Genomic DNA, 21,539 nt, shown 5'->3' with positions numbered 1-21,539 from the left:
TCCTCGGCTTTCCGGGGCGTCGAGCCGTGGCCCGGACGGTCCGGGCCACGGCTTGCGGGGGTCGGTCGGGGGGATCAGGACCGCAGGGCACGGTCCACCAGGGCGGTCGCGGCGCCGGTGTACCCGGCCGGGTCGCACAGCGCGGGCAGCTCGCCCGCCGCCCCGGGCGGCAGTTCCGGCATCCCGGCCAGCACCTCGGCCAGCGGACGTCCGGACACCCCGGCCCGGTGCGCCGCCTCGGTCAGCAGCGCCCGGGCACGCGCCTTGCCGAGCACCGGGGCGAGCCGCGCGGCCACCCGCTCGGAGACGATCTGACTGCCTGTCAGCTCCAGGTTGGCGCGCATGCGGTCCGGCCTGACCTGAAGTCCCTCGGCGAGTTCCGCCGCGGTGCGGGCGGCGCCGCCGGACAGCCGCAGACACTCGCGCAGCAACTGCCACTCCGCGTGCCAGACCCCGGCGGACCGCTCGTCCTCGGCGACCAGGCACTGGGTGAGCGCGGCGGCGAGCGCCGGCACCTGCAGCGCCGCGCCGCGCACCAGGGTGGCCAGCACCGGGTTGCGCTTGTGCGGCATGGCGGAGGAACCGCCGCGCCCCGGCCCGCCGGGCTCGGCGACCTCACCGACCTCGGTGCGGGCCAGCGACTGCACATCGACGGCGATCTTGCCGAGCGCCCCCGCCGTGAAGGCGAGCGCGGACGCCAGGTCGGCGACGGGGGTGCGCAGCGCGTGCCAGGGCAGCACCGGCACGGCCAGCCCGGTCTCGGCGGCGTACGCCTCGGCCAGCAACTCCGTGTACCGGCCCGGATCGGGCCGCCCGCCGGCCGCGGCCGGCGCGTACTCGAGGTAGCCGGCCAGCGTGCCGGCCGCCCCGCCGAGCGAGACCGGCAGCCCGCCCTCGTGGACCCGGGCGAGCCGGGCCTCCGCGTCCAGGACCAGTGACCGCCAGCCCGCCGCCCGCAGCCCGAACGTCGTCGGGACCGCGTGCAGGGCCAGGGTGCGGGCCACGGCGAGCGTCTCCCGGTGCCGTTCGGCGAGGCCGGCCAGCGCCGCCGCGGTACGCGCCAGGTCCGCCCGCACCAGGCCGAGCGCCCGGCGCGCCACCAGCATGGCGCCGGTGTCGAAGACGTCCTGGCTGGTGGAGCCCTGGTGCACGTACTCGGCGGCCCGCTCGTCCTCCTCGGCCACCACCGCGGTGAACGCCCGCACCAGGCCCACCACCGGGTTGGCGGTCTCCCGGGCGGCGAGCGCCAGGGCGCGCGGGTCGAGCCGGTCGGCGTCGGCGGCCCGGGTGATGGCGGCCGCCGCCTCCTTCGGCAGCGTCCCCAGCGACGCCTGCGCGCGCGCCAGCGCCGCCTCGGCGTCCAGCATGGCCTGCAGCCAGGCCCGGTCGCCGGTGGCCGCCTCGACGGGCGTCCCGGCCCGTACCGGCGACAGCAGTCCGTCGTCGGTCCAGGGAAGGGACCGGGTCACACGATCACCCCGGAGGACAGGCCGGTGTCGGCGTCCACCGGCCGGACCCCCTCGGGCACCCGGGCCACCGGCGGCAGCGCCAGCACACTGCGGGCGATCGCGTCGGAGTCGCCGAGGGTCACCGAGTCCACCCCGGGCCGGATGCCGGCCGCGGTCACCCAGTGCACCGACTCGGTCGGCACCCCGTACGCGAAGCGCCGCGGGTGGGCCCGGCCGCGGCCGTCGAGCAGCCGGTAGGGGCGCTCGGTGACGGCCAGACCGCCGGTCTCGTAGTCGCCGCCCGCGCCCTTGATGCGGAACGGCGCCGCCTGGTCGGTGTCGAGCAGGTGCCGCAGCAGCGGGTCGTCGGTGCGGCGCAGGTCCGGCTCGGGCAGCCGGGCCTCGATGAGCACCGCGGCCCGCACCGGCTCGCCCGGCACCGCCGTCGAGTGCGCGACGTAGGTCTGCGCGGTGGTGTCGATGCGGACCTGCGTGCCCGGACCGGTCACCGTCAGCACGCCCGCCTCGATCAGCGCGATCATCTCCTCGATCCGGGAGGCCGGCGGGCCGATCGACAGGAACGCGTTGAGCGGCGTGTACCAGCCCTCCAGGTCGTCGCGGTGCGAGGCGCCGTCCAGGCCGCCGTGGTCGACCGCGAGCCGGATCTCGTTGCGCAGGTCGCGCAGCACGTCCAGGGCGGCCTTGAGCGGCCCGCTGACATTGCCCCGCCGGGACTCGGCGACGTCCTGGCGCAGATGGCCGAGGAGCCAGCCGGTGAACTCCGCGCGGTCCGCGAAGACGCGGTCCCCGTACGGCCGGGACAGCCGCTCCCAGTCCCAGCGCTCCCCGTCCGCGATGCCGTGGGCGTCCAGCAGCGCCGAGGGGTCCTCGCCCGCCGAGAGGTACCGCTCGGCCAGTTCCTCCCCGCGCTCCGGCTCGCCGTGCGCACTGAGCAGCGTCCGGTAGTAGACGGACTCCACCTCACGGGAGATCAGCGGCCACAGGTCCGTGCCGAAGTTGACCGGCCGCCCCGAGGCGGCCCGCTCCCGCAGCGTCGCGATGTAGGCGGGGGTCAGCAGCCGGGCCTGGTGACGGCCGGTGGCGCCCTTCTCGTTCTCGCCGCGCGCGTGGTACGGGATGCCGCGGCGCGAGAACGCGAACAGTTTCGGCTCGCTGCCCGAGCGGCGGTAGGCCAGACCATCCCCGGACCGCTCGAACCGGCCGCCCCGGCCCAGCGTGAACAGCGCCATGTGGTCGAAGAAGTTCAGCCCGAGCCCGCGCAGCAGCACGTTGCGGCCCGGCTCGACACCGCTGAGGTCCAGGTCGGCCGGGTTGGCCGGGACGACGTAGGTCAGGTGGTGGATACGGGCCAGGCTCGCGGTACGCGCCTCGCGCGCCGACAGCCGGGCCGGGACGTGCCCCTGGGCCATGACGATGGCGTCCAGGTCGTTGAGCCGGGTGCCGTTCTCCAGGCGGATGCCCTGCGGACCGCCGGGCACCCCGTGGGTGTCGGCCGCGGCGACCGCCCGCGAGCGGTGCACCAGCACCTCGACATGGGCGGGCGCGGAGGCGCTGATGCGCTCGAAGCAGTCCTTCAGGTAGCGCCCGTAGAAGGCGCGCGTCGGGTAGGAGTCGGGGCCGAGCCGCGCCGCCTCGGCCAGGACGGCCGCGTCCTGCCGCGCCGGGTCGCCGAGCAGCGCCAGGCCCCGCGCCCACTCGTACAGGCTGGGGCCCGGTTCGACGGGCCCGTCGATGCCGGCGCTGTCGTCGGTGAAGACGGTGATCTGCGCGGCCACGGTGTTCATCAGCAGGTGCTGCGACTGCTCCGCGCGCCACACCGTGCCCGCGCCGGGCGCGGAGGGGTCGACGACGTGGACCGTCACCTTGCTGTGGGCGGGGGAGCGGCGCTCGTTGGCCAGCAGCCGTTCCAGCACCGACAGCCCGCGGGGGCCGGCACCGATGACGCAGACCTCAAGGGTGCTGTTCATGTGCGGGGACTCCGTTTCTGGGCAGGGGGGACCGGCGGCCGGGAGGGGCCGGCCGCCGGTCGGGGAAGGGAGAAAGGAAAGGGCGGGGAGGAGCGGGGAGGAGCGGGGCGGTCGAAGGGGTGACGGCCCCGCTCGGGGAGCCGGCGCGGGCGGGTGCGGGCCGCCGTCCGTCAGACGCCGGGCGCTTCGGCGACCAGACGGGCCAGTTCCAGGCGCTTGATCTTCGTGGTGGCGGTCTGCGGAAGGTCCTCCAGACGCCACTGGACGGGGGCGGCGAGCGCGGGCAGGTCCACCACCGCCGTCTTCCAGGACAGTTCGTCCAGCGGGGTGTCGCCCCGCGTGCACACCACCGGCACCGCGCGGCCGTCCGGGCCGGGGATGATGATGACCTCGACCAGCTCGGGCAGCCGGGTGAACAGCTTGTCCTCGATCTCCAGGGTGGACTGCACGCCGGGGATCTCGTCCACCTCGCGGTCCAGCAGGTGCAGGCAGCCCCACCTCGTCCGGTAGCCGACGTCACCCATCCGCCACCAGCCGTCGTGGACCTGCTTCTCCCAGCGGCCGTGCTCACCCAGGTAGGTGACGATCCGTCCGTCGGTCCTGACCTCGATGAAGCCCGGGTTCTCCTTGGACACCGGCGCGCCGTCCCGGCTGACCACCCGCACCCCGGTCATGCCGAAGAACGGCACCCCGACGCAGCGGCCGTTGAAGTCGGCGCCGTCCTTTGGCGAGTAGGTGCGGGCGGCGATCGGGCCGACCTCGCTCTGCCCGTACGCCTGGGCGAACCGCCGGCCCTTGCGCCGCGACCCCTTCAGCAGGGTGTTGACGGTACGCGGGTGGATGGCGTCGAAGGTGCTGGAGAAGTACTTCACGTTGGCCAGCGGCCCGCGCGGGTCGTCGGCCAGCACCTCCCAGCGCAGGAACGTGTTCGGGTGCGCCTCGATGAACCCCGGCGGGACCTGCGCGAACAGGTCGGCCACCGGCTGCGGGTCGTCGTCGCGCAGCACGATCAGCGGATGCCCCTGGAGGATCGAGATGGGCATCGCCGTGAACATCCGCGAGTGCACGAACGACACGTGCACCGCGACCGGTTCGCTGCGCCGCACCGCGCTCTTGATCACGGCGGCCTGCGGACGGTAGCGGGCCTGGAAGCTCATGCCGGTGTGCACGGCCAGCTTCGGTGTGCCGGTGGTGCCGGAGGTGTGGGTGATGAGCGTGGGGTGGTCGATCGGCATCGACACCGCGGGCACCCGCTCGACCCCGGCCAGCGAGGCGAACGAGGTGGCTCCCTCGTGCTCGCCGGCGGTCAGGAGCACCTCGCGGGAGAGGTCGAAGACCTCCGCGGGCAGGTCGTGGTCGAGCTTGTGCCGGTCGGTGACCAGGAACGGGCTGCCGACCCGGCGCAGCAGCTCGGCGACGGTCCCGCCGTCCAGCTTCGGGGACAGCAGTACCGGGACGGCGCCGGTGCGGGCGACCGCACAGGCGAGGAGGGAGATGTCGAAGCCGTCGCTCTTGTGCACCACCACGTGGTCGCCGGGACGCACCTTGACCGACCACAGCCGGGAGGCGAAGTCGTCCACCAGGTCGGCCAGTTCGGTCAGGGTCGCGCGCCGGCCGAGGCCCGGGGCGATGTCGAGGTCGTGGTCGAGGATCACGAAATTCGCCGGGTGCCTGGCGGCGGCCCGGTCGAAAAGCGTGCCGAGTCGAATTCCCTTGCTTCCTATTCGCTGGAGAAACATGTAACCGATCTCTCGTCCATGGCTGCGGAAATCCTGGCGGGGGCGGGTCAGTCGCTTTCGATGACGTCCTTGATACGGGCCAGCGTGGCGTCGAGATCCTGTCCGAGCTTGGCGGTCCACTCGGCGACGAACCTCTTGCGGCCGTCCTCGTCGAGGTCGGCGACGATCTTGTGGATGCCGGCGGTGGCCCTGCCCATGCGGAAGTGGTGGACCAGCCAGGTGGTGCCGTCGCCGGCGTCCTCGACGTCGAAGCCCCAGATCGACTCCTGGTCCTCCCGGGCGTGGGTGAGCATCATCCAGCGGAAGGTCCGGCCGGGTTCGGCGGCCACCACACGGGCCTCGGTGTACCAGGTGCCGCGCACCAGCGGGGCCCAGCCGACGACGTCCTCGCTGCGCAGGTTCTCGCCGCGGAAGACCGAGCCGACGGCCGAGGGCTCGCCCGCGATCCACTCGCCGCCCATGCACTCGGGGCTCCACTCCCTGGAGCGGGTCAGGTCGCTGACCACCGCGTAGATCGTGGCCGGGGACGCCGAGACACGAATCCGGGCGTCGAGTTCGAAGAGCGGGGAATTGTTGATGATGGTTTCTTCGCTCGCTGTCATGGCGGTAATCCTGCCGAGGCGCGAGGAAGCCGGGCAATCAAGCGGTTCGGGGTACGTCAAGTTGAATTCCGGCCCCGCCGGGGAAACGTGACGTGCCGGGAGAACCCGACGGGCAATTCCCGCGGTGCGGGGCGGTTCCGGACAGCGGGCGCGCCGGAGGGCACCACGACGCCGGTCGCGGTGCCCTCACCGACGGGGGAACGGGGAACGGGGTAGGGGGTACGGGGGGGGACGGGGGTACGGGGGGACGGGGGTACGGGGGGCGCGGCCGCGCTCAGTCGCGTACGCGCAGCACGAGTTTGCCGGTCACCTTGCCCTCCTCCAGCCGGCGGTGCGCCTCGCCCGCCTCGCTCAGCGGCAGCACCTCGGTGGCGCGCGGCCGCAGCAGGCCCGCCGCGAGCAGCCCGCCCACACCGCGGGCGGCGCCGGCGAGCTGGGCGGTGTCCGCGTGCGAGATCGCGAAGCCGCGCACCGAACGGTCCTGGAGGTACAGCGCCCCCACCGGCAGCACCGGGCGGGTGCGCAGACCGGCCAGGACCACGATCCGGCCCCGGCCGGCCAGCAGGTCCACCGCCGTCTCCAGGTCGTTGCGGCCGGCGGTGTCCACATGGACGTCCACGCCCCCCGGCGCGGCGGCGCGGATCCGCCCGGCGACCTCGCCCTCCCGGTAGTCCACGAAGTGGTCGGCGCCCAGCGCACGGACGTACTCCTCGTCGCGGCCGGCGGCGACGGCGATCACCCGGGCGCCGGCCCGGGCCGCCATCACCACCAGGGCGCTGCCCACGTTGCCGGCCGCGCCGAGCACGGCGACGGTCTCGCCGGCCCGCAGCCCGCCATGCGTGAACAGCGCCAGGTGCGCGGTCGCGGCCGGGTGGGCGAGGGCCACGGCGTCGGCCGGGGCGACACCGTCGGGCAGGTGGTAGAGCCGGTCCACGGGCACCACCGCCTGTTCGGCGGCGGCACCCTGCCGGCCGTCGTGGCCCAGGCTGTTGCACCAGACCCGGTCACCGACGCGGAAGCCGGTGGCCGCCGGGCCGGCGGCGGCGACCGTCCCGACCAGGTCACGGCCGATGACGAAGGGGAACTCGACAGGGGTGCGCCAGGCACCCGAACGCACGAAGGTGTCGACATGGTTGACGGCGCTCACCTCGACGTCGACCAGCACGTCGTGCGGGCCGGGCACGGGTGGCGGCAGCTCACCGTGACGTATGAGGTCGGGGGAGCCGAGCTGGGTGATGTAGGCGGCACGCATGCTCACGGAGTCTGGCACCCGGGCGGCCCGCACGGCCGAGACGGCGGCCGTCGCGGACCGGGGTACGTCAGGTCGGTGCGCGGGTGTGTCAACTCGGGCGCGCTCCGGCCGCGGGGCCGCCCTACGCTGCCCGCCATGTCCCTCACCCTGCCGATCACGGACGTCACCCCGGACGACTGGCGGATGGCCGCACACCTCAGGCCGTTGATACGCACCCTGCGACCCGCGCTCACCGACGCGGACTTCGACCGGTTCGCCGTCGAGGCGCACGCGCAGGGCCTGGTGTTCACCGCCGCCTACGACGGCGACGGCACCTGCCTGGCGGTGGCCACCCACCGCGTCCTGGCGACCAGCCGCGGCCGGATCCTGTTCGTCGACGACCTCGTCACCGATCCCGGCCACCGTCGCGCGGGCACGGGCGCCCGCCTGGTCGCCCACCTCACCGCACGGGCCCGGGACGCCCGCTGCGACGCCGTGGAACTGGACTCCGGCGTCACCAACCACGCCGCCCACCGCTTCTACCACGCCCGCCGGATGCGGATCACGGCCCTGCACCTCGCCCTGGACCTCACCGGCGGACCAGGTGCCTTTGCCGCGCCTCGACCGCCCCTGGACCACCCGCGCCGAACGTGAGGCACGACGCACCGCCGCCGCCCGCGCCCCACCCACCCGCGCGGACCGGCACGACAAGGAAGCGGAAAAGACACCTCACATGACCGACACCACCTCCCCGCGCCGGGCCGGCACCCCGCACACCCCGGCGGCCGGCACCCTCGCCGCGCTGACGGCCGTCCTGACGCGGGACCTCACCACCGGCGCCTGGCGGCCCGGCCCGCTGGAGCGCCGGCTCGCCCGGCACCTGCTGCTCGCCTCGGCGGGAGACGGCGCACTGACCGCCGACCGCGTCCGCGCCGCGCTCTGGGAGGGCGACGTCGCCCTGATTCACGCGGGCGAGGGCCGCCTGGCCAGGCTCCTCGCCCACCTGCTCGCGGCGGCGCAGGCGCCCGCCGGTCCGGCCACCGAGGCCCGCGACGAAACCGCCCGCACCCTGCTCGAACGCCTCGCGGAGGAAGGAACCCACGACCGTGCCCGCACCTGAGACCGAGACCCCGGCCGTCCCCGTCGACTTCTGGTTCGACCCCGTCTGCCCCTGGGCGTGGATGACGTCCCGCTGGCTGCTGGAGGTCGCCGGACGACGCCCGCTGGACATCCGCTGGCACATCATGAGCCTGGCGGTGCTCAACGAGGGCCGCGAGGACCTGCCCGAGCGCTACCGGCGTCTGCTCACCGAGGGCTGGGCGCCGGTGCGGCTGGTCGTCGCCGCCCGGCGCAAGTACGGCGACGAGGTCACCGGCCGGCTCTACACCGCGCTCGGCACCCACATCCACCGCCAGGGCCTCGGCCCGGCCCGGGAGGCCCTCGGGAAGGCGCTGCGGGAGGCGGACCTGCCGGCGGACCTGCTCGACCAGGCGGATACCGACACCTGGGACCCCGACGTGCGCGCGAGTCACCGGGACGGCATCGACCGCGTCGGTGAGGAGGTCGGCACCCCGGTGATCGCGCTGCCCGGCCCGGACGCCACCCGGACGGCGTTCTTCGGCCCGGTCGTCACCCCGGCCCCCCGGGGCGAGGCGGCCACCCGGCTCTGGGACGGCCTGCTGCTGCTCGCCTCCACACCGGGCTTCTACGAACTCAAACGGACCCGCACCCAGGGCCCCGTGTTCGACTGAAGCCCCGCCCGCACCTCGCCCGCACCCACGGCCCGCGCCGCCCCGACCCCGTACCGGGCGGCGCGGGCCACCCCACGTGCCCCGGCCTCCACAACCGGGACACGGGTCTCATCCGGCGACCGGCGCGGCGGCCGCCCGCTCGGGCTCCGCCTCCCGTACGGACGCCGGCGGTGCCGGGACCCGCAGGGCGACCAGACCGAGGGCGGCGAAGAAGAGCGCCCAGCCGGCCCAGCCCGTCCAGGCCCAGCCCACCGCCGCGCTGATCAGCGGCGGCCCCACCACCGTCGTCACGGCGAACCCCATGTTGAACGCCGCGAGATGGGCGGTCTCCCGCCCCTTGGGGATGTGCGGCAGCGCCGCCCCCGTCGACCCGGCGACGATCAGCAGCTCGCCGAGCGAGAGCAGCGCCGCCGCCGCGACCACGACCGTCAGGTCCGGCCACCTCCCGCCCAGTACGGTCAGCGGCACCACCGCCGCGCCGAGCCCCGCCAGCAGACCGCCGCGGCACATCAGCGCCCGCGCCCGCGGCAGTCGGTCCGAACCCCGGCTCAGCCGCACCTGGAGCGCCACGACCACCGCCGTGTTCAGCAACTGGACCACGGTCACGCTCCACACCGGCGCCTGCGTCCGCTGCACGATCCACAGCGGTAGCCCGATGCCCAGCAGCAGCGCCGACAGCGTGAACGCCCCGTACAGGGCGGTGATCCCGAGGAACGCCCGGTTGCGCAGGATCCCGGCCCGGCTCCGGCCCGCCCGGCCCACCGGCGCCACCGCGTCGGCGGGGAAACCCCGGCAGATCGCCGCGCAGCACAGGAAGAGCGCGGCCGACGCCAGCAGCACCGCCCGGTACCCCCACGCCTCGCCGCCGGCGATCGCGGCGCCCGCGGGCAGCGCGCCGGCGGCCATCCCGGCGTTGCGCAGCGTCCGCATCCGGGCCAGCGCGCCCACGCGCTGCCCGTCGGGGACGCGGCGGATCAGCCCCGACTCGATCAGCGGGCCGATGCCCCGGCTGAGCAGCCCGGCCACCGCCGCCGCGAGCAGCGCCTGGCCGAAGGACGCGATCGCGGCCAGCGCCAGGAAGGCCGCGCAGCGGACCGTGAACAGCACGCCGAGGACGGTGCGGACGCCGAACCGCTCGGCGGCGCGCGCGATGGGCATGGCCCCCAGCAGCGAGGCCACCCCCGAGGTACCGAGCACCACACCGACCTGGTGGTTCGTCAGCCCCGCCGCCTGGTCGAGGAAGAGCACCGACAGCGAGAGGTACATGCCGAGCCCGACCGCGTCGAACAGGCCGACCGCGTACAGCCCACGCCCCGGGCCGGACTTCGGTGCACGCCCCGGGCCGGACTTCGGTGCGGCCGGTGGCGCGGGCCGCGCGGCCGGGACGCCGGCGGCCTCACTCACGGTCCGCCCCCGTCGGCGCGTCGAAGCCCGGCACCAGCCGGATGTCCAGGGCCTCCTCGACGCGCCGGGTGACCGCACGGGCGGTGGCCACGTCCGGCGCCTTCACCATGAAGCTGGCCAGGTGCAGGGTGCCCTGCCGGGTCACCCGCTGACCGGTCGCGAACCGCGGGGCGACGTAGACCAGTTCGGGGAACGCCTCCCGTACCCGCTCGGCGGGGGTCTGCGCGGCCACCCGCCACACGCCCGTCGGGATCGGCAGGAACCGCAGCAGTGCGACGCCGGTGAACTCGGGCAGCGCGGTCGGCGGCAGCCCGAGCGCGCTGCGGCCGATCTGGGCGGCGTAGTCGTACCCGGCCGCCGCCTCGAACATCACCGGCAGCGGGCCGCCCGCCCGCGCGTTGACCTCGATGATCCGGGGGCCGCCGGCGGTCAGCGCCACCTCGGTGTGCACCGCGCCCGAGGTCAGGCCGATCGCCCGGATCGCCCGGTCGGCGACATCGGTCACGGCCGCCGCCGTGGCGGGGGCCAGCCGGCTGGGCAGCACGACGCCCTCCTCGGCGTACCCGTGCTCCAGCGGCAGCCGGTCGGAGACCGCCAGGTGGTACGCGGTCCCCGACACCAGCAGTGACTCCACGCTGCAGTAGGCGGCACAACCGCTGTCGCCGTCCGCCTCCAGCGCCATCGGCTCCTCCAGCAGATACGCCTCGTCGGACTGGAGGAAGGCGGTCTTCTCGGCGCGCGCCGCCGTGAACGCGTGGATCAGTTCGGCGTACGTGGCGACCCGCCGCACGCTCTGGCTGCCCGCGCCGAGCGACGGCTTGAAGACGCCGGGCAGCCCGACCCGGGCGGCGGCCGCCGCCAGGTCCCGCTCGCTGGTGATCACCTCGAACCCGGGGGAGGGGACGCCGCGTTCGGCGAACAGGAGGCGCTGACGCGCCTTGGACTGGGCGATGGCCACCGCCTCGGGCGGATTGCCGGGCAGGCCCAGCCGGGCGGCGATCTCGGCCTGCGGACGCAGCAGCAGTTCCGAGTAGGTGACGACACCGTCCAGCGGCAGCCGCCCGTGCAGGTCGGCGGCGGCCTCGACGGCGGCCCGCAGGTCGGCGGCGTCCAGGAACTCACCGCGCAGCCCGCGCTCCGCCCAGGCGGCCCGCAGCCGGTCCGGGGGCCGCCAGGCGGTGACGTACACGACGCTGACGGTGTCGGTCAGGGTGGACAGCGAGTCGATGGCCTCGTCGGGGGCGTGGCCGCCGATCCCGGCGAGGAGCAGGAGGTGGGGGGGTGCCATGGGAGGAGACCTTTCACGAAGGAAGCCGACGGGGAACGAACGGGGACGGGGAGGGCGGGAGCGGGAGCGGGAGCGGGAGTGGGACGGCCGGGGAGTGTCAGGGGGGCGGGCGCCGGGACGGGCGGGGGAAGGACAGGAGTTCGGCGGCCAGGGCGTCCAGCCGCGCGTCGAGGAAGTCCAGTGGCGGTCCGGGCACCAGATCGGCCGCGGTGGTGGCGACATGGGTGGGCGCGGCCCAGCCGCCGAGCGCGCGCACCACGGTGCGCAACTGGTCGCAGGCGGTGCCCGCGCCGCGCGGTCCGCCGCCCGCAGCGATCAGGCCGACCGGGCGGCCGGTCAGCGCGTCGCCGGTCAGATGGTCGAGGGCGTTCTTCAGCAGGGCGCTGTAGGAGCCGTGGTAGACGGGCGTCGCCAGCACCGCCGCGTCGCACCGGGCGGCCAGCGCCCGCAACCGCGCGGTCTGGCTGCCGGGCGGCGGATCGTCGTACTCCGCCAGGCGGTGCGGTTCGGGGAACTCCACGGCCAGGTCCACCAGGTGCAACCGGGTCTTGGCCCGCGCCACGCGCTCACCGGCGCGCAGCAGGATCTCACGGGTCACGGAGTCCTTCGCGGCGCTGCCGAGGATGCCGAGGATCATGGCCGGGCCGCCTCGTGCACGGGACCGGTCACGATCCGCACCTCGCGCTCGGCCCGGTCCACCAGCGCCGCCGGCCCGTCGGGGGAGTGGTGGACGAAGACATGGGTGCTCACGCCCGTCCCCGAGAACGTCGACGCGGGCACGGTGTCGCCGACGCGCGCCCGCACGGTGCGGGAGTGGGCGTGCGGCGCCACCGACGAGTCGTCGTACGCCAGCAGCCGTCCGCCCTCGCAGTAGTGGACGGTCCACCCGGCGTACGCGGCGACCGGGTCGCGGCGGCCCGCGAAGGGGTTCTCGCCCGCGTCGGCGAGGATCTTCGCGTGGCGCAGGTCCACGCCGTCGGTGGCCCGGAACGACTCCACGACCCCGCCGCCGCCGGGCCGGGCCGCCACCTCGCAGAACGTCGGCCCGGCCGGGGTGAGGAACGCCTCCAGGTGCAGCACACCCGAGCGCACCCGCCAGCCGTCCACCACCTGGCCGAGCAGCCGGCCGGCCGCCGCGCGCACCGCCGGGTCGGCCACGGTCACCGACGACAGCGGCCGGCCGCGCCGCAGCGCCATGGTGTCGCGGACGTACGCCGACACGTTCCACACCGTCTCGCCCCGGTGCACGACCGCGTCGATGTGGCACATCGGGGCGTCGACGAACTCCTCGCACACCTGCGTCCCCGGTACGAACTCCGCACGCAGCCAGCGCTCCAGCTCCGCCTCGGAGGTGAGGACGGCCACGCCCTGGGAGCCGGAGGCGGCACGCGGTTTGCAGACGATCCGGCCGTGCCGGCGCAGAAGCGCCCGCACGTCCTCGGCGGTGTGCGCGAGGAGCCCGTCGGCGCAGCGGATGCCGTGGCGGCGGGCGAGACGCTTCATGACCGCCTTGTCGACAAAACGACGTACCTCGTCGGGTCCCTCGCCCGGGGTGCCCAGCAGCCGCCGCAGCCGCGCGGCCGGCTCCAGCAGCCGCTCCGACAGGGCGGCCACCCGGTGCACCGGGTACGCGGCGTGCACCGCCCGCGCCAGGTGCGCGAGGGCGAAGTCGTCGTACAGATCGGTGCGTACGCTGAGGTCGGCGGGCCCGGGGGCGTCGTCCGCCGAGGTCAGCACGGTCAGCCGGAAGCGGTCGGCGGGCAGTACCGGCGCGGACCCGTCCTCCGTCGTCCACGCGCCGGCGCCGAGCCGGTCCAGGAGCAGGACGTGGGTGCGGTCGCGGGGCGTGGTGCGCAGGACGAGGGAGCCCTCCAGACGGGCGGCGGCGGCCCGCGCCTCCTCCCGGCCGACCGCCACCACCGTGTGGCGCAGCCACACGCCGCTCCCGGCCGCGCCGGTGACGTCCCCGGCGCGGGTGAACACCCGGGCCCGGAACACCTCCGGGCGGGCGCCCAGTTCGGCGGCGGTGCTCGCCTCCACCACCCGCAGCGGACCGGCGGGCAACGGCAGCGCGCGCTGCACCGCGACGACCGTGCCGCGCGCCGCGCCGCGCGGCGCACGGCCGAGCGCGGCCTCGGTGACAGCGGCGACCAGCCCGCGGGTGTGGGTCGCGTCGTAGAGATCGATGGTCCCGCCGTCCAGACCGAAGAGGAGGAGAGGGGCGCCGGTGGGCGGGACGTCGGCATCGGTATCGGCGTCGGCACGGGAGCTGTCCGTGAGCCCGGTGCCCGTCGCGGCCGGCAGGCGCGGGCGGTCCGGGAAGAAGCAGCGCACCACTCCGTCCACCCGCGCCTCGCGCACCGCGCGTACGGCCCGTTCGACCAGCAGCGCGCTGCGCCGGGCGTCCAGGGCCGACGGGCAGAGCCGGGCGGACGGTTCCTCGTCCAGCACGGCGAGCGCCCGCACCTCGCCCCGGCGGGCGGTCACCACGACCGTGTGCCCGGCGGCCGGGGGAGCGGCACCGGCGACCGCGGGGCCGCCACCCTGCCCGGGGCGCGGGGGAGGATTACCGGTCGGGCCGGGGCCGCCGTCCCGGAGCTGCCGGGCGAAGGGCGTCGACGACAGGGTCAGCACACCCCGCACCCGTTCGGCGGCGTGCACCAGCCGCGCGGCGGCCCGGACCTCGGCTCCTGTACCGGCACGGTGCCACTGCCCGTGGCAGTGGCGGGCCCACAACGCCCGCGCCTCCGCCTCCGCCTCCGCCTCCGCCTCTGTCTCCGTCTCTGTCTCCGCTCCCGCCTCGCCCTCGGGCCCGGAGGTCCACACCACGCTCACCCGTGAGGTCACCGCCCCCACGGCCGTCAGCGTCGGTTCGACGGGATCGTCCGCGCCGAGCAGCACCAGCAGATGCTCCCCGCCCGGAGAACCGCCCGCGGAGCCGCCCGGGGAACCGGAAAGGGAACCGGACGGAGAACCGGACCGGGAGCCGGACCGGGAGCCGGCCGGCGCCCGAGGCGTACCGGTGGCGGGCTCCGGTCGCAGTTCCAGGGAGGCGAGCAGCCGCTCCGCCGCCGACGCGGCGGTACGCGCGGCCCGCTCACCCGTGGCGCCGCGGGCCAGCACATAGCCGATCCGGTCGTGGTTGGTGCGCAGCGCCCGCACCCGGTCGCCGGGGGCGACGGTGAGGTGCGTCTCGATGACGTCGGGGCCGAGCACGTCCGCGGGCTTGGTGCCCCGCACCACCGCCGGCACCGGACTGTGGAGCTGATGCAGCGCGACCACCGTCTCCGGCGGCGCCGCCTCCTCCACCTCGTCGCCGACCGCCAGCGCCACCAGGTCACGGGTGAGTGAACGCCCGAGCGCGTACGACATCTGACGGGTCACCACATGCCCGGCGATCCGCCCGTTGACCTCGATCATCTCGGGCCCGGTCGGGGTGAGCAGCAATTCGGCGTGGACGGCCGACGCGCGCAGGCCGAGGGCGCGGACCGCAGCCAGGACGAAGCCGCGCGCGGCCCCCTCCCCGGCCGGCCGGGCCGGGAAGTGACCGCCGAGTTCGGCGGCCTGGCCGGGCGGCGCGGGGAGCCGCTCCGCGAAGCCGAGCAGCACCACCCGCTCGCCCTGCACCAGGAGTTCCGCGCTCACATGCCGGCCCACCGCGTACTCCTCGACCAGCGCGCGCGGCGGCGCCCCGTCGCGCCCGGCCGGCACCCCGAGCACCTCCGACAGCGCGCGGGCCGCGTCCGTCCGGTTCCAGGCGATGGTGACCCCCACCGACCAGCCGCCCGCGGTGGGCTTCACCACGACCGGCAGCCCGATCTCGTCCACCGCCGCCAGCCCCTGCGCCAGGGTGGCGGCGACCCGCCAGCGCAGCGAGCCGACACCGTGCTCGGTGAGACGGGCGCGTACGGCGGCCTTGTCGCTCAAGGTCCGTGCCGCCGCCACCGACTCGTGGGGCAGCCCCAGATCGCGGGCCAGTTCGGCGACGGCGAACGGGTACACCTCGTCCCGGCAGATCACCCCGTCGGGCCGGTGCGGTCCGAGCCTGCCGCGCAACCGCTCGGCGAGCCGGCCTGCGGCGGGTGTCTCCACTTCCACCAGACGTGCGGCGCGCGCGGCCGGCTCGAATCCGGGCTTTCCCCGATAGGCGTCGAGATCGCCGGTGACAAAGCTCACCTCGATACCCGCGTCCGCCATCTCCGCGACCATGTCGAATCCGCGGACGGACGTGGTCTCCACCAGAACTATGTGCACGCCGCTCAGCTCCCCGGCCCGGTCGGTCCTGCCATCCGGGTCAGCGTCCGTCCGGCCCCCGCAACCCTCAAGGCGCCCCGGGCGAATGGGTCAAGTAGCCGCCGTACGCCGCCCCGGCGACTCCCGGTTCTCGTTCCCGTCAACACCGCGACCGTTAATTCCGGGAGTTGCCAGATTGCTGCCGGCCGCTCGCCACACGGCCGCCCGCCCGCCTAATTTCAGCGCACAGCGAATCGAAATCCGAAGCCCGCGACGTATCCGCGACACGGACGTATCCGCGACATGGACGTATCCGCGACACATCCGCGGCGCACCCGCGACACGTTGGCGACAAGTCCGCGACCAGCCCGAGAAAAAGGACGAGACGGCGTGCGAACCATCGACCTTCCGGCCTACGGACCAGGCCACTCAGCTCCCCTCACCCACGTCGGGTTCAGACCCGACGGCAACCGGCTGGCCAGTTCCTCGTACGACGGCACGGTGATCGTCTGGGACACCGGCGACCCGGCCCACCCGGTACCGCTGGCCCGGCTCCGCCACCGCCGTCTGGTCAACGCCTCCGCCTGGAACCCGGCCGACCCCGAGGTGCTCGCCACCGCCTCGGCCGACAAGACGGTGGCCATCTGGCGGGTGACCGACGAGGGCCGCACCACCCTGCGGGCCGTGCTCGCCCGGCACACCGACGACATCAACTCGGTGGCCTGGCTGCCCGACGGCGAACGGCTGATCTGCGTCTCCGAGGACGGCCGGGCCACCCTGTGGTCGGCCGCCGACGGCACCTTCCTCGCCGAGGTCGGCTCGCACGAGGCGCACTGCATGATGGTGTCGGTCGGCGCCCACGGCCTGGTCGCCACCGTCGGCGAGGACGGGCTGGTCGCCGTCACCGACCCCGACGGCACGACCGCGCCCGTCACCCGGCGCTACGACTCCTCCATCGAGGGCTGCGCCTGGTCGCACTCCGGCCGCCTCCTCGCCGTGGCCCGCGACGACGGCGCCGTCGACCTCCTCGACCCCGGCCTGGACGTGGTGCGCACCGTCTCCGTCTCCACCTCCGCCGCCCGCGCGGTGGCCTGGGCCGAGGACGACTCCGCCTTCGTCGTCGGCGCCTACGACGGCGCCCTGCACTGGTTCGACGTGGTCGGCACCCGACTGCACCGCGTCGAGGACCGCCGGGTGTGGCCCCGCTCGGTCGCGGTCGCCCACGGCGTGGTCGCCGCCGGCAGCTTCTGGAACGGCCCCCACCTGTACGACCTGACCACCGCCCGCCCGATCACCGCCCCCGAGGGCGCCACCCACGGCCCCAACGCGCTGGTCCAGCACGGCGGCGAACTCCTCGTCGGCACCGACTCCGGTCTCGTCGTCGCCGTCACCGCCGACGGCCGGGGCGCCGCCCCCTCCGTCCGCCTCATCGACCTCACCGACGGTCCGATCCTCTCCCTCGCGAGCGACGGCGACACCCTCTACGCCGGCACCTACTCCGGGCAGGTGCTGCGCCACGACGGCCGCACCCTCACCACCGGCGCACCGCTCGGCGCCCCGGTGCCCTCCCTCGCCGTCCACGACGGCACCCTCGTCGCCGGCACCTACAACGGCGAGTTCGTCCTCCTCGACCCCGGCACCCTCGACGTACGGGAGCGGATCGCCGCACACAACGGCTCGGTGAAGTCCCTCACCGCCGTCACCGGTGGCTTCCTGTCGGCGGCCACCGACCGCACCGTACAGGCGGGCGGCCCCCGCGGCCGGGACACGCTGTGGGAGCACGGCAACCTCGTCAACGCCGTCGCCGCCCTCGGCACCGAGGCCGCCGCCAGCGCCTCCCGCGACCACACCGTCAAGGCCGGCCGGATCACCCGCCGGCCCGACGGCACCTGGCGCGCCGAGGACGTGCAGACCCTGCTCGGCCCCGACGAGTCCGTGAAGTGCGTGGCCCTGCTGGGCGACGCGGACCGCCCCGTCGTGCTGGCCGGCTCCTACGACTTCGGCCTCTACGCCTGGCAGGTCGACTGGCAGGACTCCGCCGCCACCCTCGCCTCGGGCCGGCTGCTCGCCGAGTTCGCCCAGGGAGTGTCCTGCATGCTCCGCCTCACCGACGGCACGGTCGCCGTGGCCGGCTGGGACGGCCGCCTCCTCCTCGCCGGCCTCGACGCCGACGGCGCCCCCACGGTCCTGCGCTCCCTGCACCTGGAGGAACTGCTCCACGTCCCCGCCCCGACCGCCTCCATCACGTCCGCACAGGCCGGCCCCACCGCGTCCGCACAGGCCGCCGCCACGACGAGAAGCAGGGCCGCATGAACACCGTCGCCACCGTCGCCACCGTCACGACCGCGCACCGCACCACCACCGTGCGCGCCCGGGTCCCCGTCACCCTCGACCGCGCGTCCGGCCGCACCGCCGAACTCGTCACCTTCCACGACCTGCCCGACGCCCAGGAGCACCTCGCCTGCGTCCTGCCGCACACCTCGCGGACGGTCCCCCTGGTGCGGCTGCACAGCGAGTGCCTGACCGGCGACGTGTTCGGCTCCGCGCGCTGCGACTGCGGCCCCCAGCTCGACGAGGCGCTCACCGCCCTCGCGGAACAGGGCGGCGTCCTGCTCTACCTCCGCCAGGAGGGCCGCGGTATCGGCCTCTTCAACAAGCTGGACACCTACGTCCTCCAGGACCAGGACATCGACACCTTCAGCGCCAACCGGATCATCGGGCGCGGCGAGGACGAGCGCGACTACCGGGCCGCCGCCGCGATGCTCCGCGCCCTCGGCCTGACCCGCATCCGGCTGCTGACCAACAACCCCGACAAGGTCGCCCAGTTGCGCGACCTCGGCATCGAGGTCGACGCCGTCCTGCCCACCTCCGTCCACCTGACCGCGCAGAACGCCCGCTACCTCGCCGCCAAGGCCGACAGCGGGCACACGCTGACCCTGAGAGAGGAGGCGAGCGCATGAACCTCGACGACGTCGCCCGCTCCCCGCACTTCCAGGAACACGCTGACCTCGCCGACCCGGCCCGGGTGCACCGGGCGCCAGAGCCGCGGCCCGTGAGCGCCGACCGGCTGCGCCTGGCCGCCGCGGTGGAGGACCCGTCGCTGCCGCTGGCCGAACGGCTCACCGCCGGCGGCATGCTCGCCCTGCTCGGCGACCCGCGCCTCACCGAGACCCCCGCCACCTGCTTCGTCCCCGGCGCCACCGTCCCCGTCGGGCTGCCCGCCGAGGAGGTCCAGTACGTCGTCCGGCACTGGGCCGACAAGGGCGTCGAGGAGTCCTGGATCGTCAAGGAGACCCCTGAACACCCGGTCCGAATGGCCGACTTCTGGATCGCCCGCTACCCCGTCACCAACGGCGAGTGGCGCGACTTCCTCGCCGACACCGGCCTCGCGGACCGGCCGGGCACCTGGTACCTCGGCGCCTACCCCTGGGACCGCTCCAACCACCCCGTGGCCGGCGTCCGCGCCGAACACGCCGACGCCTACGCGCGCTGGCTGAGCGAGCGCACCGGGCACCCCTGGCGGCTGCCCGCCGAAGCCGAGTGGGAGTACGCCGCCAAGGGGCCGCAGGGCCGCCCCTATCCGTGGGAGGGCGGCTTCGACCCGGACGCCGCCAACACCCGCGAGTCGGGCGTGCACACCACCACCCCGGTCGGCGCGTTCCCCGACGGGCAGTCCCCGTTCGGCGCCCACGACATGGGCGGCAACGTGGAGGAGTTCACCGCCGACGACTACGCCCCCTACCCGGGCGCCGTCGCCGTCGACGACCACCTCGCCCGGACCATGGGCCGTTACCGCGTCGCCCGCGGCGGCAGCTTCGCCCGCTTCGGCGACCTCACCCGCACCCGCCGCCGCCACGGCGCCTTCCCCGGCCCGCTGTACCCCGTGGGCTTCCGCCTCGCCACCAGTGAGCGTCCGTCATGACGACTTCCGCCCCCCTCCTCACCCCGGCCCCGCCGGCCGCCCCCCGCACCCCCGCGGCGCCCGGGTCCACGCACCTCGCACGCGCCCTGGCCGCCCGCCGCCCCGGCCGCGCGGACATCGAGGCGCCCTTCGCGCCCGTGGAACGCGTCGCCCACCGCCTGCTGCCCGGCCTCGTCGCCCTCCGGCCGGCCGTCGGCGGCACCCCCCTGGTGCCGGTGCCCAGCCGGGCCGGCCACGGCACGGTGTGGCTGAAGGCCGAGGCCGCCAACCTCACCGGCACCGTCAAGGCCCGCACCGCCTACGCCCTGCTCTGCGGAGCCGTGGCACGGGCCGGCACCGCACGCGTCCGGCTCGTGGAGTACTCCGGCGGCTCCCTCGGCCTCGCCCTGGCCCACATGTGCGCGGTCCTCGGTCTCGACCTGCACCTGGCCGTCCCGTACGGCGTCCCCGACCGGCTCGTCGCCGCCCTGCGCCGGGACGGCGCCCGGGTCACCCGGGCCCCCGGGGGCACCGGCTTCCTCGGCGCGATGGACGAGGCGGCCCGCATCGCCGAGGACGAGGAGCGGTACCTGCTGCTCCAGCACAGCGCCCCCGAGGCGGCCGCCGTCCACCGCGAACGCACCGGCGCCGAGATCACCGCCCGCCTCACCGGCGAAGGCGTACGACCGCACGCGCTGGCCGCGTCGGTCGGCTCCGCCGGCACCCTGGTCGGCACCGCCCAGGCCCTGCGCCTGCGCGGGCCGGACTGCGCGGCCTTCGCCGTCTTCCCGGCCGAGGCCCCCTACGGCGACGCCCACGCACCCACGGGCGCACCTCGCATGAACGGCACCGGCGGCCTCGGCCACGGCCTGCGGCAACCCCTGCTCGCCCCCTACGAGGACGAGTTCGCCTTCGCCCAGGTCGGCTACGCGCAGGCCCTGGCGGCGATGCGGCTGCTGCGCGGCACCCAGCGGATCGCGGTCTCCGCCAGCGCCGCCGGCGCCTGGCTGACCGCCTCCCGCGCAGTGGACGCGGGCCCGCGCGGCCGGCACGCCGTGGCCGTCGCCGCGAGCCGCGGCACCGCGGAGGAGTGGGCCGATGCCGCCGACCACTGACACCCCGACTGCCGCCCCCTCGGCCACTGGCACCTCGGCCGCCGACCCCCCGACCGCCGACCCCCCGACCACTGGCACCCCGGCCGCCGGCACCCCGGTGCGGCCGGCCACAAACACCCCCACCGCCGACTACACCGCCTACCGGAGCGTCGTCGCCGACTCCTTCCGCACCTGGTACGGAGCGGGCCGCGACTCCTGGACCGCGGCCGGCACCAACGAGCGGGTCACCGGGTTCGCCTGCGCGCAGGCCCCCGCCGCGACCGGCGACCCCCGCCGGGTCCTGGACGTCGGCTGCGGCCGGGGCCACCAGACCGCCGCGTTCGCCGACCGGCTGGACGCCGACGCCACCGGACTCGACCTGCTCGACGTGTGGGACGCCCCGACCCCGGCCCGCGGCCGCGCCCGCTTCCGGCAGGCCGACTTCCTGGAGCACACCGACGACGCGCTGGACCTGCTGGTCGACAACGGCTGCCTGCACCACCAGCGCCGGGCCGACTGGTCCGCCTGGGCGGCCCACGGCGCGGAGCTGCTGCGCCCCGGCGGCACCCTCGTCGTCAGCGTCTTCCTCAGCCCGGACGGCGAGATCACCGAACTCCCCCTCAACGACGGCCGGCTGAACTGGTGGCTCACCGAAACGGCCGTCGGCGACCTCTACACGGCGGCCGGACTCGCGCCGCGCGAGCGTCTGGTGATCGACCGCGACTTCGAGTACCGCGGCCACCGGCTCGCCTACCTGACGCTCTCGTTCCGCAAGCCCTCCTCCGGCCCGCGCTCCCCGCGCCCGCCCGCATCCGGAAAGCCCGACGGCTGACCCGCCGTCACCCCGTGAAGGGACCTGT

Annotated in this window: 17 protein-coding genes; 8 read left to right on the top strand and 9 right to left on the bottom strand. The window is 75.5% G+C overall.

All coding sequences use genetic code 11. The features are described from left to right. Nucleotides 1–74: 74 nt before the first annotated feature. The 5 genes from ABEB00_RS18485 to ABEB00_RS18465 all read right to left on the bottom strand — a co-directional run bounded on the left by ABEB00_RS18485 (nt 75) and on the right by ABEB00_RS18465 (nt 7,029). On the bottom strand, nt 75–1,469 hold the full coding sequence (locus tag ABEB00_RS18485) for a nitrosuccinate lyase (RefSeq protein WP_345620890.1): 1,395 nt from the start codon (nt 1,467–1,469) through the stop codon (nt 75–77). Continuing rightward, nucleotides 1,466–3,436: an FAD/NAD(P)-binding protein gene (locus ABEB00_RS18480; protein ID WP_345620888.1), complete on the bottom strand. Its 1,971-nt coding sequence runs from the start codon at nt 3,434–3,436 to the stop codon at nt 1,466–1,468. Before ABEB00_RS18480 ends, ABEB00_RS18485 begins: the two co-directional genes overlap by 4 nt. A gap of 170 nt (nt 3,437–3,606) precedes the next feature. Beyond that, on the bottom strand, nt 3,607–5,175 hold the full coding sequence (locus ABEB00_RS18475; RefSeq protein ID WP_345620886.1) for a class I adenylate-forming enzyme family protein: 1,569 nt from the start codon (nt 5,173–5,175) through the stop codon (nt 3,607–3,609). Nucleotides 5,176–5,222: 47 nt separating this feature from the next. Then, on the bottom strand, nt 5,223–5,777 hold the full coding sequence (locus ABEB00_RS18470) for an SRPBCC family protein (protein ID WP_345620885.1): 555 nt from the start codon (nt 5,775–5,777) through the stop codon (nt 5,223–5,225). 274 nt (nt 5,778–6,051) lie between these two features. Next, nucleotides 6,052–7,029, bottom strand: a complete 978-nt coding sequence (locus ABEB00_RS18465; protein WP_345620920.1) for an NADPH:quinone reductase — start codon at nt 7,027–7,029, stop codon at nt 6,052–6,054. A 135-nt stretch (nt 7,030–7,164) separates the two neighbouring features. On the opposite strand from ABEB00_RS18465, the gene ABEB00_RS18460 reads away from it, so the two are divergent. The 3 genes from ABEB00_RS18460 (at nt 7,165) to ABEB00_RS18450 (ending at nt 8,759) form a co-directional block, all read left to right on the top strand. Next, a complete protein-coding gene (locus ABEB00_RS18460; RefSeq protein ID WP_345620884.1) occupies nt 7,165–7,662 on the top strand; it encodes a GNAT family N-acetyltransferase in 498 nt (165 codons plus the stop codon). Between the two features lie 79 nt (nt 7,663–7,741). Further along, entirely contained in the window at nt 7,742–8,128 is a 387-nt protein-coding gene (locus ABEB00_RS18455; protein ID WP_345620883.1) for a hypothetical protein, read from the top strand. Continuing rightward, nucleotides 8,115–8,759 (top strand): mycothiol-dependent nitroreductase Rv2466c family protein, encoded by a 645-nt coding sequence (locus ABEB00_RS18450; RefSeq protein WP_425586518.1) that lies wholly within the window; start codon nt 8,115–8,117, stop codon nt 8,757–8,759. The genes ABEB00_RS18455 and ABEB00_RS18450 overlap by 14 nt, the downstream gene beginning before the upstream one ends. A 108-nt stretch (nt 8,760–8,867) precedes the next feature. On the opposite strand, the gene ABEB00_RS18445 is transcribed toward ABEB00_RS18450, so the two are convergent. The 4 genes from ABEB00_RS18445 to ABEB00_RS18430 all read right to left on the bottom strand — a co-directional run bounded on the left by ABEB00_RS18445 (nt 8,868) and on the right by ABEB00_RS18430 (nt 15,705). Continuing rightward, nucleotides 8,868–10,163: an MFS transporter gene (locus tag ABEB00_RS18445; RefSeq protein WP_345620882.1), complete on the bottom strand. Its 1,296-nt coding sequence runs from the start codon at nt 10,161–10,163 to the stop codon at nt 8,868–8,870. Continuing rightward, on the bottom strand, nt 10,156–11,451 hold the full coding sequence (locus ABEB00_RS18440; RefSeq protein ID WP_345620881.1) for an ATP-grasp domain-containing protein: 1,296 nt from the start codon (nt 11,449–11,451) through the stop codon (nt 10,156–10,158). Before ABEB00_RS18440 ends, ABEB00_RS18445 begins: the two co-directional genes overlap by 8 nt. A 97-nt stretch (nt 11,452–11,548) precedes the next feature. Beyond that, nucleotides 11,549–12,088 carry an NADPH-dependent FMN reductase gene (locus ABEB00_RS18435; protein ID WP_345620880.1) on the bottom strand — a complete coding sequence of 180 codons (540 nt, stop codon included), beginning with the start codon at nt 12,086–12,088 and terminating at the stop codon, nt 11,549–11,551. Then, nucleotides 12,085–15,705 (bottom strand): ATP-grasp domain-containing protein, encoded by a 3,621-nt coding sequence (locus ABEB00_RS18430; RefSeq protein ID WP_345620879.1) that lies wholly within the window; start codon nt 15,703–15,705, stop codon nt 12,085–12,087. Before ABEB00_RS18430 ends, ABEB00_RS18435 begins: the two co-directional genes overlap by 4 nt. A 369-nt stretch (nt 15,706–16,074) precedes the next feature. On the opposite strand from ABEB00_RS18430, the gene ABEB00_RS18425 reads away from it, so the two are divergent. From ABEB00_RS18425 to ABEB00_RS18405, 5 genes are read left to right on the top strand one after another with little or no spacing between them, the layout of a single operon-like run. Next, the gene (locus ABEB00_RS18425; protein WP_345620878.1) at nt 16,075–17,997 is read left to right on the top strand and encodes a WD40 repeat domain-containing protein; all 1,923 of its coding nucleotides are present in this window, start codon (nt 16,075–16,077) and stop codon (nt 17,995–17,997) included. Then, nucleotides 17,994–18,644, top strand: coding sequence for a GTP cyclohydrolase II RibA (gene ribA / locus ABEB00_RS18420; RefSeq protein ID WP_345620876.1), 651 nt, complete (start codon nt 17,994–17,996; stop codon nt 18,642–18,644). The genes ABEB00_RS18425 and ribA overlap by 4 nt, the downstream gene beginning before the upstream one ends. Next, on the top strand, nt 18,641–19,606 hold the full coding sequence (locus ABEB00_RS18415) for a formylglycine-generating enzyme family protein (RefSeq protein ID WP_345620874.1): 966 nt from the start codon (nt 18,641–18,643) through the stop codon (nt 19,604–19,606). Before ribA ends, ABEB00_RS18415 begins: the two co-directional genes overlap by 4 nt. After that, nucleotides 19,603–20,700, top strand: coding sequence for a pyridoxal-phosphate dependent enzyme (locus tag ABEB00_RS18410; protein ID WP_345620872.1), 1,098 nt, complete (start codon nt 19,603–19,605; stop codon nt 20,698–20,700). Before ABEB00_RS18415 ends, ABEB00_RS18410 begins: the two co-directional genes overlap by 4 nt. Further along, nucleotides 20,684–21,511 carry a class I SAM-dependent methyltransferase gene (locus ABEB00_RS18405; RefSeq protein ID WP_345620871.1) on the top strand — a complete coding sequence of 276 codons (828 nt, stop codon included), beginning with the start codon at nt 20,684–20,686 and terminating at the stop codon, nt 21,509–21,511. The genes ABEB00_RS18410 and ABEB00_RS18405 overlap by 17 nt, the downstream gene beginning before the upstream one ends. The last annotated feature ends 28 nt before the right edge of the window (nt 21,512–21,539 follow it).

This window comes from Streptomyces ziwulingensis (assembly GCF_039542605.1).
Taxonomy (GTDB): Bacteria; Actinomycetota; Actinomycetes; order Streptomycetales; family Streptomycetaceae; genus Streptomyces; species Streptomyces ziwulingensis.
Note: the sequence above shows the minus strand (reverse complement) of the source record. Positions and strands in the feature narration are given on the sequence as shown.

Coding starts and splice junctions, on each gene's coding strand:
- ribA (WP_345620876.1), top strand. CDS start 17,994: ATGAACACCGTCGCCACCGTCGCCACCGTCACGACCGCGCACCGCACC.
- ABEB00_RS18480 (WP_345620888.1), bottom strand. CDS start 3,436: ATGAACAGCACCCTTGAGGTCTGCGTCATCGGTGCCGGCCCCCGCGGG.
- ABEB00_RS18435 (WP_345620880.1), bottom strand. CDS start 12,088: ATGATCCTCGGCATCCTCGGCAGCGCCGCGAAGGACTCCGTGACCCGT.
- ABEB00_RS18460 (WP_345620884.1), top strand. CDS start 7,165: ATGTCCCTCACCCTGCCGATCACGGACGTCACCCCGGACGACTGGCGG.
- ABEB00_RS18410 (WP_345620872.1), top strand. CDS start 19,603: ATGACGACTTCCGCCCCCCTCCTCACCCCGGCCCCGCCGGCCGCCCCC.
- ABEB00_RS18415 (WP_345620874.1), top strand. CDS start 18,641: ATGAACCTCGACGACGTCGCCCGCTCCCCGCACTTCCAGGAACACGCT.
- ABEB00_RS18475 (WP_345620886.1), bottom strand. CDS start 5,175: ATGTTTCTCCAGCGAATAGGAAGCAAGGGAATTCGACTCGGCACGCTT.
- ABEB00_RS18455 (WP_345620883.1), top strand. CDS start 7,742: ATGACCGACACCACCTCCCCGCGCCGGGCCGGCACCCCGCACACCCCG.
- ABEB00_RS18440 (WP_345620881.1), bottom strand. CDS start 11,451: ATGGCACCCCCCCACCTCCTGCTCCTCGCCGGGATCGGCGGCCACGCC.
- ABEB00_RS18465 (WP_345620920.1), bottom strand. CDS start 7,029: ATGCGTGCCGCCTACATCACCCAGCTCGGCTCCCCCGACCTCATACGT.
- ABEB00_RS18405 (WP_345620871.1), top strand. CDS start 20,684: ATGCCGCCGACCACTGACACCCCGACTGCCGCCCCCTCGGCCACTGGC.
- ABEB00_RS18470 (WP_345620885.1), bottom strand. CDS start 5,777: ATGACAGCGAGCGAAGAAACCATCATCAACAATTCCCCGCTCTTCGAA.